This is a genomic window from Photobacterium sp. 53610, from assembly GCF_036409375.1.
GTDB lineage: Bacteria > Pseudomonadota > Gammaproteobacteria > Enterobacterales > Vibrionaceae > Photobacterium.
In genome coordinates, this window is the sequence record NZ_JAXOFS010000001.1 from 1420790 (window position 1) to 1436643 (window position 15854).

Annotated in this window: 13 protein-coding genes; 6 read left to right on the top strand and 7 right to left on the bottom strand. The window is 54.7% G+C overall.

Features of this window, described 5'->3' with window-relative positions:
- Window positions 1-3 precede the first annotated feature (3 nt).
- A complete protein-coding gene (locus tag SPK40_RS06440; protein ID WP_248139452.1) occupies window positions 4-867 on the bottom strand; it encodes a MurR/RpiR family transcriptional regulator in 864 nt (287 codons plus the stop codon).
- Window positions 868-1036: 169 nt separating this feature from the next.
- Here SPK40_RS06440 and SPK40_RS06445 point away from each other — a divergent pair, with 169 nt between their 5' ends.
- Window positions 1037-2311 carry an amino acid deaminase gene (locus SPK40_RS06445; RefSeq protein ID WP_330959818.1) on the top strand — a complete coding sequence of 425 codons (1275 nt, stop codon included), beginning with the start codon at window positions 1037-1039 and terminating at the stop codon, window positions 2309-2311.
- Window positions 2312-2385: 74 nt separating this feature from the next.
- Here the strand turns inward: SPK40_RS06445 and SPK40_RS06450 are convergent, their stop codons facing one another.
- A complete protein-coding gene (locus tag SPK40_RS06450) occupies window positions 2386-3300 on the bottom strand; it encodes a LysR family transcriptional regulator (RefSeq protein WP_248139448.1) in 915 nt (304 codons plus the stop codon).
- 123 nt (window positions 3301-3423) lie between these two features.
- On the opposite strand from SPK40_RS06450, the gene SPK40_RS06455 reads away from it, so the two are divergent.
- The 3 genes from SPK40_RS06455 (at window position 3424) to SPK40_RS06465 (ending at window position 5133) form a co-directional block, all read left to right on the top strand.
- On the top strand, window positions 3424-4092 hold the full coding sequence (locus SPK40_RS06455; RefSeq protein WP_330959819.1) for a hypothetical protein: 669 nt from the start codon (window positions 3424-3426) through the stop codon (window positions 4090-4092).
- 19 nt (window positions 4093-4111) lie between these two features.
- Complete coding sequence (locus SPK40_RS06460) at window positions 4112-4759, top strand: LysE family translocator (RefSeq protein ID WP_330959820.1); 648 nt, start codon at window positions 4112-4114, stop codon at window positions 4757-4759.
- 173 nt (window positions 4760-4932) lie between these two features.
- Entirely contained in the window at window positions 4933-5133 is a 201-nt protein-coding gene (locus SPK40_RS06465; protein ID WP_248139443.1) for a hypothetical protein, read from the top strand.
- 56 nt (window positions 5134-5189) lie between these two features.
- Here SPK40_RS06465 and SPK40_RS06470 read toward each other — a convergent pair whose 3' ends face one another.
- From SPK40_RS06470 to amrS, 4 genes are all read right to left on the bottom strand, one after another.
- Window positions 5190-5828 carry an MOSC domain-containing protein gene (locus tag SPK40_RS06470; RefSeq protein WP_442957549.1) on the bottom strand — a complete coding sequence of 213 codons (639 nt, stop codon included), beginning with the start codon at window positions 5826-5828 and terminating at the stop codon, window positions 5190-5192.
- Window positions 5829-5875: 47 nt separating this feature from the next.
- Entirely contained in the window at window positions 5876-6328 is a 453-nt protein-coding gene (locus SPK40_RS06475) for an OsmC family protein (RefSeq protein ID WP_330959821.1), read from the bottom strand.
- A 65-nt stretch (window positions 6329-6393) separates the two neighbouring features.
- On the bottom strand, window positions 6394-6702 hold the full coding sequence (locus SPK40_RS06480) for a glutaredoxin domain-containing protein (RefSeq protein ID WP_248139440.1): 309 nt from the start codon (window positions 6700-6702) through the stop codon (window positions 6394-6396).
- Between the two features lie 89 nt (window positions 6703-6791).
- A complete protein-coding gene (amrS, locus tag SPK40_RS06485) occupies window positions 6792-7910 on the bottom strand; it encodes an AmmeMemoRadiSam system radical SAM enzyme (protein ID WP_330959822.1) in 1119 nt (372 codons plus the stop codon).
- Window positions 7911-8050: 140 nt separating this feature from the next.
- Between amrS and amrB the strand changes: the two genes are divergently transcribed.
- Both amrB and amrA read left to right on the top strand, forming a co-directional pair.
- Window positions 8051-8854 carry an AmmeMemoRadiSam system protein B gene (amrB, locus tag SPK40_RS06490; protein WP_330959823.1) on the top strand — a complete coding sequence of 268 codons (804 nt, stop codon included), beginning with the start codon at window positions 8051-8053 and terminating at the stop codon, window positions 8852-8854.
- 7 nt (window positions 8855-8861) lie between these two features.
- Entirely contained in the window at window positions 8862-9422 is a 561-nt protein-coding gene (gene amrA / locus SPK40_RS06495) for an AmmeMemoRadiSam system protein A (RefSeq protein WP_330959824.1), read from the top strand.
- Window positions 9423-9492: 70 nt separating this feature from the next.
- Here the strand turns inward: amrA and SPK40_RS06500 are convergent.
- Window positions 9493-15854: tandem-95 repeat protein (locus tag SPK40_RS06500; protein ID WP_330959825.1), on the bottom strand; the 6362-nt coding region annotated here is incomplete at its 5' end.

The following is a 15854-nucleotide window of genomic DNA, read 5'->3' on the forward strand; positions in this document are numbered from 1 at the left end:
GGGCTAATCCCCCAGCGGCTGTCGATCTTCACCACCGCGGTGGCTGTCCAGCGCCAGTTTCAGCCGACGCAGGCGATCACGGGAACGGCGTTTCTGGCGCAGGGCCAGTTCTGTCGACAGCACATCAATCAGCGCCATCATGGCGTAGCGTGAGGCTGAGGGTTTATAAATAAAATCTGTTTCATCGGTCACCAGCGGCAGCACCACATCACTGACTTTTGCCAGCGGCGAGTCCGGCGCGGTAATCGCAATCACCTTAAGCCCGTACTGTTTGGCAATGGATGCCGGTTCGACCACTTCTGCGGTGTAGCCCGTCACTGACAGCGCTACCATCACGTCTTTACTGTCTGCGGTCGAGGCCACCATCCTGGCCAGCAAGCCGTCGTTATAGGCACTGACGGCAAATCCAATCCGAAACAGCCTGAACTGCAATTCCTGCGACATGATGGTTGAGCCACCGCCCATGCCGACCGACAGAACCTGCCGCGCGTTGAGCAGCATTTCTACCGCCCGGGCGACATCCGCTTCATTCACGATTTTCCGGTTGAGGTTGATGACGTTCTTAATCGACTCATACACCCCCTGAATGCCCGTTTCATCCGGGCTTTCATGAATGAACCGCTGTCCGACCGCCAGTGACTGCGCCAGCTTCATTTTCAGATCACGCACATTTTTACAGCCGACCGCCTTCGCAAAGCGGGTGATGGTGGCTTCACTTACCCCGGCTTCTTCTGCCAGTTCCGTGATGCTGGCCGTCGCTGCACTGCTCAGATCGTCCACCACCAGGCGGGCCACTTTTTTTTCTGCTTCTCTTAACTGTGGGAAGCACTCAGTAATTCGGGAAACGATGTCCACTTCAATGGTCACGGTGACCTTTCCTCTCTGGGTTGAATCTTAGTGAGACGGTGGGAATCAAACAGTGAGAAATCGCACAATTCACCACAAGATGTTTGATAGTTTCTAACATCAAGAATACTATCATCTCGCCACAAGCCTTATACATAAAGGGATAATGGCTATGTTAGGAGAATAACCAATGCCTCAAGCAAACAAAAAGCATGTTAGTAAATACCAAGAATTCGATCACAAAAACTTTCCGATTGGGACCAAGGGTGTCTGGGTCCATGAGAAAAGTGAGGGTCGGTACAGCCTGATTGACGAAGAAATCTGCCTGCCGGCAGCGGTCCTTCGCGAATCGGCGATTCACAATAACCTGAACTGGATGCAACAGTTCGCCAACCACCATCAGGTCAAACTGTCACCCCACGGCAAAACCACCATGACGCCGTCGCTCTTTACCGAGCAACTGCAGGCCGGTGCCTGGGGGATCACCGTTGCAACCCCCGCACAGGCTGAAACCGCAGCCGTTGCCGGGGCCCAAAACATTCTGATGGCCAACCAGCTGGTCGGAAAAGCCAATATGGCCCTGATCGCCCGGCTGATCCGTCAGCATGACGTCCGGTTCTATTGCTGCGTCGACTCCTGTGACAATGCCGCTCAGCTCAGCCGATACTTCTCAGCTGAAGGGCTGACCCTGAACGTCCTGATCGAATATGGCGTACCGGGAGGCCGCTGCGGCTGCAGAAACCACGAAGAAGCAGAAACTCTGGCCGGGTTTATTCAGGCGGCGGAAGGCTTATCTCTGCATGGCATTGAAGTGTATGAGGGCGTCATTCACGGCGCTGATGCAGAAGATCACATCCGTTTATTCCTGCGCGATGCCGTGTTGCTGGCAGAACAGCTGACCGAGAAAAAGCTGATCACGGTTGACCACCCCATCGTGACCGGCGCAGGCTCTGCCTGGTATGACATTGTGGCTGAAGAGTTTGCGGGTCATCCCCATCTGAATGCCGTCATCCGGCCCGGCTGTTATCTGATCCATGACACCGGGATTTACCAGGATGCCCAGCATCAGGTCATCGCTCGTGCGAAAGCCAATCAGGGATACGCCTGCGAACTGGGCGGGGATCTGGAATCAGCACTGGAACTCTGGACCTACGTTCTCTCCGTGCCGGAGCCCTGTAAAGCGGTGATCGGGATGGGGAAACGGGACGTTGCGTTCGATGCCGGGCTGCCAATCGTTGAACGCGGATTCCGGGACGGTCAGCCAATCACGGTCAGTGGTCTGGAAGCGACCGCCATCATGGATCAGCATACCTTTGTGAACGTCCCGGCCGGGACCGATCTGCGGGTGGGAGACATGCTGGTGTTTTCAACCTCTCATCCGTGCCTGACGTTCGATAAGTGGCGCTATCTCTGTATTGCCGACGACACGGACACCGTCGGCCGATTCGTGGATACCCGCTTCTGATCCACAAACAGCCATCCTACAGGATGGCTGTTTACCAGTTCGCCGTAGCGCCCAGCCTTCAGATCAGACGAGATTCACGACTTCCCTAACTTGCCCACAATGTAGTCCGCAAACAAACTCACTTTGGCCGGAATATGGCGCGTCGCCGGATATAACATCCATAAATCACCGGTGTAGGCTGTTTCAAATTCCCACTCGGGTAAGACCTGAATAATCTTGCCTTCCGCAATAGCTCCTTCAGCAACAAAGACCGGCAAGCTGGCAATCCCGATCCCCTGCTCTGCCGCTTCCAGCCGCACCCGCGAATGATTAGCCCTGTACCGTCCGGTGACCGGCACCGTGATTTTGCTGTCTCCTTTTCGGAACCGCCATTTCGAATCCGTTTCATTCTCTCCCAGAGAAATACAGCTGTGGCCGGTTAATTCTTTCGGATGAACGGGCATCCCCCTGCGCTCCAGATACTCCGGAGATGCGCAGAGCACGTGCACAATCGGCATCATACTGCGTCCGATCAGCCCCTGCGGCGGCTGACGGGTGATCCGGAACAAAATATCAATTTCCTGTTCAATCAGATCCAGAGCCTGATCGTCCAGCACCAGGTGCACATCGATATCCGGATACAGCCGCAGAAATTCAGCAACGTAGGGATGAATAAGAGAATGCGCCACTGCTTTCGGAGCTGCAACCTTCACGACACCCCGGGCAGAGCTGTCCTGACTTTCACAGAGCGACACCACTTCTCTGGCTGCCTCGTCCAGTTGAAGACAGCGTTCATACACCGTTCTGCCCGTTTCACTCAGCCGCAGTTTCCGGGTCGTACGCTGTAACAGGCAAACGCCAAGCTGCTGCTCCAGCTGTTTGATGGTCCGGCTGACGGCAGAAGGTGAGACGCCCAGCAATCTTGCCGATTCTGAAAAGCTGCCGGTTTTCACCACAGAGACAAAAATTGCCATATCCTGCATCAGACCAATGTGCTTGTTGCTGCTCATGCTGCCTCTGATTCGTGCGTTATACGCAAAAGTTATTTGAATTGATGATGGATTATCATGCACAGTCCGGATGATTACAATGCTGCCTATCACAACAATTCCAGCAATTCACGGAAAGCGTTCATGGCATCTTCGATGGCAACACAAGCGTTATATCTCAGCACCAATCAGCTCTACTGTGAGGCCGAGCTTCTTGCCTGTTTTCAGGAAGATGGGCAATGGATCGCCGTGTTGGACAAAACCGTCTTTCATCCGCAAGATGAAGGGCAGCCCGGAGATACCGGCCGGATCATCACGCATTGCGGTGAACGGGCACAGGTTCTGCACACCCGCAAAGTGGGCAACGAGATTCAGCATATCCTTGATCATGCCCTGCCTACCGGCATGACGACCATGGCTCTGGATAAGGAAGCCCGGCAGTTACACAGTTGCCTGCACAGCCTGGGACATCTGATCGGTAACATTGGCCTGCAAAATGGCTGGCAACCGGTCCGAGCGAATCACTGGCCCGAGACCTGCCATGTTGAGTTCGCGCCACAGACACATGTCGTGGAGCTGGATGAACAGACCATTGCGCAGCACCTGGGCCGATTGATCGCTGCCGGACTTCCGGTTCAGATCAGTACGGATCAGACGGGAACACGCCGGGTCGGATTCGGCGGACTGAGCACTTTGCCCTGCCTAGGCACACATATCAGCAATACCAGTGAATTGCCTGCTGATATCCGGATTTCCACCCAGTTCCAGCAAGGGAACCTCCAGGTGCGCTACCACATTCCAGTGGCGGCCTGATTCAATAAGGATGTGAATAATGATCAATGAATACTGGCCGGAATTTCTTTCTCTGGCCCTGATCCATTTTATGGCCGTCGTGGCACCGGGACCTGATTTCGTGGTCACAGTCAGACAGAGCCTGAAATTTGGCCGCAGCCATGGTGTGATGACCGCACTGGGCATCGGCTGCGGGCTGGGCATTCATGTCCTGTATACCCTGCTGGGCGTGAGCGCACTCATGCACACCTCCGAGTGGCTGCTCATCGCTGCCAAAGTGCTCGGGGCAATCTATCTGGTTTATCTGGGTGTTCAGCTCTGCCGCAGCAAACCGGCCAAAGACAACGGACCGGCAACAGATGCAGCGAACAATCCGGATACCCCGGCGGAGACACAGTCGCTGAAACGGGCTTTCAGCATCGGTTTTCTCACCAATGCCACCAACCCGAAAGCCACCCTGTTTTTCCTGGCGGTCATGACCAATGTGGTCAGCATCGATACCCCCATCGCCGTACAGATGTTCTATGGCGCCTGGATGTGTTCCGTCAATGCGATCTGGTTCATGGGGGTCAGCGTGGTGTTTTCCGCTGAAAAAGCCCGGTTCTGGTTCCAACGGCAAATGCATCTGATTGAACGGTCTCTGGGTGTGGTCCTGATCGCTTTTGCGGCAAGGCTGGCCTTTGCCTGACCCCATTCGCCCGTCATTTTTGATTACACCTCCGGGATTACAGCGCCCGCCAATCGGTGTATGATTCGCCCCGCATTCGAGACGTGCAGGTCTGTCCATTCCCCCGGACAGACCCATTCACCAATAAGCACGCAACAAGCAAATTGATTGGGTAAGTCCAAAAGAGGATTGATATGGAATTGATGGATTTTGTTTCGGCTATCCTGTTCAGCCTGGGCGTATTAGCCGTAGCGCTGGCCGGTGGCTGCATTTTCAGTATGCTGACTGTCAGAAAAGAAGACGTTGAATGCGTCGTTGAAAAGCGCATTGAATTTGGCGTGTTCGGTGGTGCCTGCCTGGCGATCGCCGGTCTGATTGGCTATGCGCTGACCTGAGTCAGCTTCACAAACATCACAGAATCAACGGGCCGTCATTCGGCCCGTTTTGTTTTTCAGGCTTTCCCGTTCAGGCGGAAATGCCAGTTTTCCAGCTCACCTGTTTCCAGACGCTTGGCGATAGTGCTCTGCCAGCTCTTCGACAGGGCTTCACACGTCTGCAGCAGACGTAACTTATCCGGATTCATCGGATCGTTGAAATACCAATCCAGCACCCGCTTGACGGTAAAGCGCTCATCCCCGGCCTGAATCAGGACCAAAGGTGCTGTCGCACTGATAAAACCGGGCTGAATCACACGATACAGCCAGCCACAACGGCCAGTGGTCTGCATGGTTTCTGAAAAGCCCTGTAAATCCCAGCGACAGTTCAGTTTAAAACAAGGCGAACGCGGCTGACTGATTTCGATGATGGCTTCACCCCAGCGATACCGGTCGCCGATGCGGACATTGTCTTCCGTCATCCCCAGCGTACTGATATTTTCGCCCATCCCCGACGACACCCATTCGCGCTCAGGATACTTCTGCTGCCAGAAAGCATAATGCTCGAGCGGATACTGATGCAGCGCCCTTTCCGTACCACCGTGAAATTTCGGCTCGGCGCATTCATCACCTTCCAGTCCGGTCTCCGACAAATACATCCGGCCGGTCACCGGCTGCTTGGCCATCGCTGTGGTGATACCGTAATTCTGTGTCACTGTTCCTGTATACAGGCCGGTGAGCGATATGCTTGTCTCTGCTTTGATCAATGCTCGAACTCCTTTCCATGCAATCGAACAGTCACATTCAGGCTGTTCGCAATAAAACAATTCGCGTGCGCTTTCTGATGCATTTTGTCCAGGACTTCAGGGGAGACGTCAATCCCTTCCGCGAAGGTGATCTGCGGGTTCAGATCAATCACAGCCACTTTGGTTTTACCGGCGTCGTTTTGCCCCAATTCTGCGGTCACGCTGTCCTGATAGCTGGCAACCGGCAGACGTTTGAGATGCGCGATCGCCAGAAACGTCAGCATATGACAGGAAGACAGCGACGACATCAGGCTTTCTTCCGGATTGATTTTATCGGCACTGCCCTGATATTCCGGCGCAGACGATCCCTGAACCTGCTGGCCGCTGCCAAAGTGAATCTGATGATCCCGGCTGAATGCTTCTCCGGGCTGACTGTTGCCTTGCCAGATAACTTTTACATGAAAGCTCATCTCATCCGTCTCCTTACTGAAAAAACATCAATAAAGAAAAAGGCCCCCGACGGGAGCCTTTTTCATCACAATTCGAAATCACTGAGCGCGTCGTGATCAACCTGTCGCTCCAGAAACGCGACCAGATCATCATGCCCCCCGATATACCTGCCATCCAGGATGATTTGCGGCACGGTCCGCACGGTGGTGTTTGCCACCTGCTCAATAAAAGCAACCATCTCGGTCTTTTCCAGATCCTGACCCAGCACCAGTGTCGTGTAGTCTGTTCCACGTCCGTCAAGGATCGCTTTCGCTCTCACACAGTAAGGGCAGTTCGGCTGAGTGATCACCAGATTCTGAAACTGATGCAATGCTTCAATAGTCATGCGGGACATTCTCTGTTCGGCTTTACGGAAAGCGGTAAGATAATGCAAAGCCGCACCGGAGTAAAACCCAATTGACGAGCTTGTTGCTTTTATCACCATCAGGCACTGATCCGGATGGGAATCCGCCTGCGCCCGAAGCTTTCACCGAGCGTCGTAAACCGTCCGGCAAGCTGATAGCCGCAGTGCTGACAGCAACCTTTGTCGGTCAGTTCATAATCGCCCAGCGCATACCAGTTTCGCGCAACCACCTTCGCACCGCAGCCGGGACAGTAGGTACTGTCCCCTGCCTCATCAAAAATATTACCTACGTAGACGTATTTCAGTCCGGCATCCAGAGCAATCTGTCTTGCCCGTTTGACGGTTGACGGTGGGGTCGGCGGTTTGTCCATCATTTTAAAATCAGGATGAAATGCACTGAAATGCAACGGAACTTCCGGGCCGAGATTCTCCATGATCCACCGTGACATCGCCTCGATTTCAACCGGACTGTCATTTTCATCCGGGATCAGCAAGGTGGTGATTTCGAACCACACCCGGGTTTCATGACGCAGGTAGAGCAACGTATCCAGTACAGGTGCCAGATGCCCGCTGCATATTTTGTGATAAAACCGCTCCGTGAAGGCTTTCAGGTCGATATTGGCCGCATCCATTTTCTGATAAAAGTCTTGCCGCGGCACATCGCAGATATAACCGGCACTCACCGCCACACTGTGGATCCCGTGGGCATGGCAGGCGTCTGCACAGTCCATGGCGTATTCCATGAAAATGACCGGGTCATTATAGGTAAACGCAATGGAATCGCAGCCGTACTGCTGCGCTGCCCGGGCGATTTGCTCTGGCATTGCGGTTGACCCTAAGGTATCGATTTCCCGCGACTTGCTGATGCTCCAGTTCTGGCAGAATTTACAGCCCAGATTACATCCGGCGGTTCCGAACGATAAAACTGAGCTGCCCGGGTAAAAATGGTTCAGCGGTTTTTTCTCAATCGGGTCGATGCAGAACCCGCTGGAGCGGCCGTAGCTCGTCAGCACAATCTGACCATGTTCAGCCATCCGCACAAAACAGGCACCCCGCTTGCCGTCACGGAGCTGGCAATGCCTTGGACAGACATCGCAAACCACACGACCGTCATCTAACTGATGCCAGTGTGTGGTTGGCCAGCTCGCCGGAGGGCTTCCGGAAAGCGGGTCTGTTTGCATCCGGTGAGAATGCGCCATGGAGATGCTCCGCGAAATTAATCCTTTCTATACTTAAATATAGTTGGTCTCCGCCAGATCCCGCCTGATGTATCAGGCAGAGCCTGTGGCGTGAACCAATCACATCCTTCAGAACCAGTTCGGAGATAGAGGACCAGACGATGACCATTCGAGTCCCTGCTGTCGCCGGTCGGTTTTATCAGGCTTCGCCGCTGGAACTGAGCAAGCAGCTGAATCATTGGCTGATTGCCCCGGACGAAGTGACATCATTCCCCAGAGCACTGATCGTGCCGCATGCGGGGTATATGTTCTCTGGTAAAGTCGCTGCCAGGGCCTACCGGTGGCTGAAAAGAAACGGAAATGTGTATCAAAAAGTAATTCTGGTTGGCCCCAGTCATTACTATGCCTTTGATGGCTGCGCCCTGCCCGGTGATCAGTATTTCGCCACACCGTTAGGTGAAGTCCAGATTGACACGCCGTCTGTTGAAAAATTGTCACGATTCGATGATATTGCTATCTCAGATCATATACATGAGCTGGAGCATTGTCTGGAAGTGCAGTTACCCTTCCTGCAGCATTGCCTGCCGGCGTTTACCCTGCTGCCGATACTCACCGGAGATATTTCCCCGGCGCGTCTGGCGGAGATCATTGATCCCCTATGGCAGGACAACACATTGCTGGTCATCAGCAGTGATCTGAGCCATTACCACCCCTATGCAGATGCACAGGATATCGATCACCGGACTCTGAAAGTGATTGAAAAGTTCGATCCCAGCCTTTCCCCGCAACAGGCTTGCGGCTCAACCGGGATCAACACCTTGTTATTACTGGCGAAGCAAAGAGGCTATTACTTAACACAAATTGAATACAAAAACTCCGGCGACATGGAGGCCGGAGATAAGGAGAGAGTCGTTGGATATGTCAGTTACCTCGTGTCTTCCCCCAGAGAAACCGGCCCTGAATAAGGGAGAAATGACGCAGTTGCTGGATATTGCCCGGGAGGCGATCCGCAGCCATTTTTCCGATGATCTGCCGATGCCGCCGCAACTGGATCTCTACCACCGCAAGCTGCGGGCTAACGGTGCCTGTTTTGTCACGCTTGAAGTCGATGGTCAGCTCCAGGGCTGTCTGGGCACCGTCACGGCCAATGAGCCGCTGGTAATAGAAGTCCATAACAAAGCCAGAGACAGTGCCTATCAGGACAGACGATTCATGCCGCTCACCGAGGAGCAGCTGGATTCCCTGACCATTGAAGTCTCCGTACTCTCTGAACCCAAGCTCCTTTCAGTAGCTTCTGAAGAAGAACTGCTAGCCTATCTGGAGCAGCACAAGGTGGGTGTCATCCTGACAGAGCATTATTCTCAGGCCGTGTTTCTGCCGCAGGTCTGGGAAAAACTGCCAAAGCCTTCAGCTTTCATCAAAGCCCTGAAACAAAAAGCAGGCTGGCCGATGAATCACTGGTCTCCCAATGTCCGGGTGAAAACCTTTACGATCACTCAGATGAAAGGTAAATATTTCACGCCACTGGCGTAATGCCCGTCTGACTCGCTCTCCCGATCAAAAATGCTGGCCGAAGCCAGCATTTTTCGTTTCTCCGCGAAGACTACTGCCCGAACTGGTAAGTCAGGGTCAGAGAAGTCTGACTGATATCGTTGATGTCAATAAAGTAACGGTTGAACTTCACGCCCGCCAGCCAGGCCGGATGCAGACGATAATCGATCCCGACCGTCAGATAGGGATCAATCCCCCAGTCTGACGACTTGATCGTCTCCCCCTGATAGGTACTGCTGTAATCCACTTCCCAGCGGTACACACCACCACCGAGCAACAGCCGGAAGTCATTATCCGCCAGAACAGGATACCGGACATCCAGTGCGACCCCGGACGTCAGTGCCGGAGTCGCCTTAGACACTTGCTGATGATAATCACTGTCTGTCATACCATCGGGCGTCAGTGTCGCTTCCCCTTCTCCCTGATCCAGATAGCGTGCAGTGAACAGCCACTGACTGCGGGTTTCATAGCCGATCCCCAAGGACCAGGCCATATCGCTGTCATCCTGAGACACCGTGGTGTCGGCTGGCTGAGTATTGCGCTCACTGGCCTGACTGACCCCGATTTCCGCATCGACATACCAGGCGGCCTGGCTGTTGAAGGTCAGTAAGCTCAGAACCAGTGCGAGCACACGCCCGCCCCATCGACGCATCAGGCCAAAGCCGCCCAGCAGCAGTAACATCATTGCCGAGAATGTACCGGCACCCCGGTTTTTCACCACCATGCCCTCCTTGAGCGTTGTTGTCACCCGCGCCTGAGCGCTGGCTTCCAGTCCGGTTGCATCCTGAATCCGGTAGGTAATGATGCTGTCACCGGCATAACCCGGCTCCGGTGTGAAGGTTAAGGTCTGATCACCATTCACAGAGACTGTTCCCCGGTCAGCTACTGCCGCAATCACAGACAAGCTGTCACCATCCGCATCGCTGTCGTTCCCAAGGACCGCAATTACCACCGCCGTTTGATCGTCGGTCTGAACCGCATCGTTGACGGCAACCGGGTAATCACTGTTCAGCACCGTGACTTTCGCCTCGGCATTGGCCGTGCCGCCAATGCCGTCCGAAATGCTGTAACTGATGGTCGCCACCCCATAGAAACCGTTCGGGGCGAAATAGTGCACCTGATTCGACACCAGCGTGGCAGTCCCGAAATCGACCGAGGACGCCATCAACGTCAGCGGATCATGATCGGCATCCGTGTCATTAGCCAGCACATCAATGGTGATTTCACCATTCCGGTTCAGCAACAGACTATCGTCCTGCGCTTGCGGCAGCTGGTTTGCACTCACCGGAACACCAACACCACCCGGATCCATCACACTGCCATTCACCTGACCGTCATCATCATTCGGACCGCCATCCTGAATGGTCAGCTGCACACACCAATCCCCTTCGTGCAGACCAGCCTGCCACTCAACATCCCCCGGAGGAGGGCAGTAACCGGCTTCACCCGACGCGGAAGAGACAAAGTTCTGAGCATCGATAATGTAATTCACCCAACCCTGCGATTCCGTGTATTTCCGGTAAACCGCATTGGCCGGAATTGGCAGACGCTGCGGCAAAACCACCTGGTAACTTTGTCCTGCCACCGGCAATCCATGGGCAACAAAGTCAAAGACACCGCCGATATTCTGAGCGCCACTGTCTGACGGAATTTCATCGGTCTGCAGCTGCGCACCACCCAGTTTATTTCCGGCGACGGTCATCCCTTTGCGCAGACAAACGCCCGGATCCCCTTCGACCAGATAACGGTCAGAGACCACCGCCTGTTCCTGAACAACGTTACAGTCGGTGATCACATCCAGATAATCCGGGATACCGTCCGAGTCCCCATCGGAGTAACCTTCCTGATCATCCGGCAACAGGTCCCCGTCGCTGTCTCCGCTGCCCAGCTGGGCAAGCTGCGCAACAACTTCCAGATAAATATCCTGTTTCACCGACAGATTCGGGGAACCGTTATCCGTCACGGTCAGTGTCAGGGTGTACATACCCTGCGTTAAAGCGCCCGGTGCAAAAATGAACTGATGATCTTCAGTACTCAGGTTCGCCATGGCGCTGTCGCTGGCTTCCCACAGATAGCTGTGACTGTCAGCCGCGTTCGGATCCGTCACGCTGGCCGTCACGGTCACTGATCCTCCGGAAGCATCAATGACATGCCGGGATTCGGTGTCCTGCACAACCTCCGTCGATACTGACGGCGCAACATTTTCCTCCAGAATGCTGAGGAAATAGTGCGATTTACTGCCAAGGTTCACCGACGAAGACAGGCTGATTTCCAGCGTTTCTGTCCCTTCCGGTAACGCGTCACTCAGAACGTCGAATTCAATGATCCCTTCGGTGCCGCTCTGAATCACGACTTCACCATCGGTCAGCGTATGATCACTGCTGTCGCTGGTACCAGATACGGTGTAAGGCACAGTCACTGGGTACGCAGGTGCAGGACCGTTGAGATAGACTCGGACCTTTTGCGTCGTGCCTTCTGTGGCCTTCCCATCTTTGGCAATCGAAACCTGAGGATGCACAACAACCTGCTGGCTGGCCTGCGACTCACGACCGCTGGCATCCACGGCACGCCAGTACACGGTGTGTTTGCCCGGTTTAAAGAACGGTTTCCGATCGACCACAGACACCGCCAGTGCTTTGCCCTGACTGTCCGTGGCATTCGCAACGCCCAGGTTGACCCGGGTAAACAGGCCTGTCGCATTCACCTCAACATCCGCTGGTGCCTGAATCACCGGCGGCTGACTGTCGGCCGATTCAATCACCACGGTGACCAGACCGACCTGCTGATCGGCTTCTCCGTCACTGGCAGCATATTTCAGAGACAAGGTCCCCTGCTGAGTCGTAGTCAGAATTACCTGGCCGTTCTCAATGGAGGTAGTGCCCTTCTCGGTTGTCGCCCAGAGCAGAGACAACGGATCCTGATCAATATCACTGTCATTGCTCAGCACATCCAGCACATACCGGCCCTGCGCATTGGCTTTGAACTGATAGCTGTCCGAGAGAATGACAGGCACGTCATTCACAGGCGTCACCGAAATCGCCACCGTGTAAGTCGCAGAGACCAGCTCACCATCCGTTACCTGATAACTGAAAGTATCGGACCCGTTATAGTCAGCCTGCGGCGTATACAGCCAGCCGCCACTTTGTGCCGTCAGGCCGCTCTGTGCCGTCAGGCTGCCGTGCTGCGGCGATGCAGTGACCAGCAGGCTCAGCGAGCTGCTGTCCACATCGGTCATTGAAGGCACAATCGACAGCGTCTGATCTTCTGCCAGCGAAACGGTCAGGTTTTCCCCTTCCGGCGGATCATTGACGTTCACCACCGTGATATTGAAGGCTGGCAGAGACGCCGTTTCCGGTCCGTCACTGACACTGATGACAATCCCGCTGGTGGTTCCGACATGACTGTTATCCGGCGTACCGGACAGCTGCCCGGTCTGGAGATCAAAACTGGCCCATTCCGGTTTGTTCTGAATGCTGAAGGTCAGCGCATCCTGATCGATATCCGTCGCTTGCGGGATAAAACTGTACGCGCTGTCTTCAGAGACCTGATCCTGCGGCTGGCCGCTGATTTCAGGCGCATCATTGACGTTATTCACCGTAATCGTAAATGCCGGTAACGCTGTGGTTTTATCACCGTCACTCACACTGATGATCACATTGGTGTATTGGCCCACAGCATCATTATCCGGCACGCCAGACAACCGTCCGGTCTGAGGATCAAAACTGGCCCAGGCCGGCATATTGGTAATGCTGAAAGTTAACCCGTCATTTTCGATATCCGATGCTGTTGGCTGGAATTCATAGCTCTGGTCCTGATCCACACTCAGCGAAGGTGTCCCACTGATGGTTGGCGCATCATTGACCGTTTCCACCGTCACAGACACCGTGGCCGTATTCGATGCACTGCCTTCGTTATCATCAATCGTATACGTAAAGCTGTCATCTCCGGACTGATTGGCATCCGGGGTGTAACGCAGGCTGCCGTTGCCCAGATCCAGCAACTGGCCAAACTGAGGCGGCGTCAGAATCTGAATCGAATTCAGATCCAGTGAACCATCCAGATCGCTGTCGTTGGCAATCACCGAAATATCAACCGCCGTGTCTTCCTGCGTCGTCGACTGGTCATCATTGGCGACCGGCGCATCATTCACCGCCTGAACCGTCATGGTCACAGTGGCTATATTCGATACCGCGCCCTGATCATCGCTTACCTGATAAGTAAACTGATCTTCACCGCTGAAATTCAGCGCCGGGGTATACACGACGGCCCCGTTGCTGCCCACACTCACACTGCCCTGCGCTGGTTGAGTGACAATCACTAAGGAATTTGCCTGAATCGTGCCGTCGATATCCTGATCATTCCCGAGGACATTTACCGTATGCGGCGTGTCTTCCAGCAACGTTGCCGTGTCATCTGCCACAATCGGCGCATCATTCACACTGGCCACAGTGACCGTCACCGTCGCTGGCAATGACGTCGCACCCAGGTCATCCTGGACCACATAAGTGAAGCTATCATTGCCGAAGTAATTGGCATTTGGTGTATAGGTCACCTTGCCATCGGTGGCGACACTGACCTGCCCTTTTTGCGGCTGAGTAATCACCTGGACAGTGTCTTGCGCCAGTGAACCGTCAATATCACTGTCGTTCGCCAGCACATCCACAACACCGCTTTCATCTTCATCGACTGCCAGCGTATCGGCCACGGTCTGAGGCGCATCATTGACACCTGCGACGTTAATGGTCACCAAAGCGGCGTTAGAAACCAGCCCGGTGCTGTCCTCCACGGTATAAGTCAGTGTATCGGTACCCGCATAATTCGCTTCGGGCTGATACTGAATCTTCCCGTTATCAACACTGGCAGAACCATGCGCAGGCTGCGTAACGATCGTCAGCGTAGACGCCTGCAGGGTATCCCCGGCATCCACATCACTGTCGTTCGCCAGTACATCAAGCTCGACCAGCGTATCTTCATCCGTACTGCCGACATCCGCCGTCGCCACAGGCGTATCGGCAACCGGTGTGACCGTCACCGTCACCGTCGCAGCCGACGAAACCGCCCCGTAAATATCTTCAACCTGATAGGTAAAGGTTTCCGTACCCGCAAAGTTTTCATCCGGTGTATAGGTGATCGTCCCGGTGCCGGTGTTGATGCTGGTGCTGCCGTGCTGAGGCGCGGTCACCACAGTCACACTGGCCGGATTGAGCAGGCTGTCGGTATCGCTGTCATTCGACAGCACATCAATCGCAATCAGGTTATCTTCCGCCACAGATGCAGTGTCGTCAGTCGCAACTGGCTGCGCATTCGCGATTGTAAAGTTGAAGAAGGTTTCACTGCTGAATCCGGCAAATGCATTTCCGGCGACATCCGATAATGCATCATTCGTCATGGTGACATAATACGTGTGTGTCGGCACAAAGGACTGCGATGGCGATACCGTCAGCTGGTCACCCGAAAGATTCACTTCACTGTCCGTCATCGCGTAAGTAGCCAGCGTGGCAGACGTCGTTGCATCGACAAGACTCAGACTGCCCGCACCGGCCTGGATCGTTTCACTGAATGTAATCACCAGATGACTGTTATAACTGACATCCGTCGCATCATCTGCAGGGCTCAACGTGCTGATATACGGTGCAGTGCCGTCATAGGTCAGCACCAACTGTGTCGCGGCCAGGTTTGCGTTGCCATTCGGATCAGTGAACCGTCCGCTGGCGATATCCAGGGTGATATTCCCGTCTGTGCCTGGTGTCAGTGTCGCGGTATATGAGGCACCAGAGCCGGTAAAGTTACTGAGTGTACCGCCGGAGACTGTCACATCCCCGACCGAGAAGTCGCTGCTGCTTTCGCTCAGGGTAAAGGTCAGTGCCGCGGTTTCACCCTGTTTCAGGGCCGACTTATCGCTGGTGATGGTGATCATCGGCTGCAGCGTATCGACGCTGATAGAAAGCTGAGACGCGGCGGTGTTGCCGTTCCCCGCTGCATCCGTAAACACACTGGCCGCCACGTCCACCGTGGCACCGGAGGTACTGTCCGTATCCGGCGTGAAGGTCGCGCTGTAACTGGTGCCGCTGCCGGTAAAGTTCGACAGCGTACCGCCGGAGACAATGACATCCCCGGCCGCGAAATCGCTGCTGCTTTCGCTCAGGGTGAAGGTCAGTGCCGCGGTTTCACCCTGCTTCAGGGCCGCTTTGTCGCTGGTGAGGGTGACCATCGGCTGCAGCGTATCGACGCTGATGGCGAGCTGGGACGCGGCGGTGTTGCCGTTCCCCGCGGCATCCGTAAACACACTGGCGGCCACATCCACCGTCGCCCCTGCGGTACTGTTCGTATCCGGCGTGAAAGTGGCGCTGTAGCTGGTGCCGCTGCCGGTAAAGCTCGACAGCGTACCGCCGGAGACAATGACATCCCCGGCCG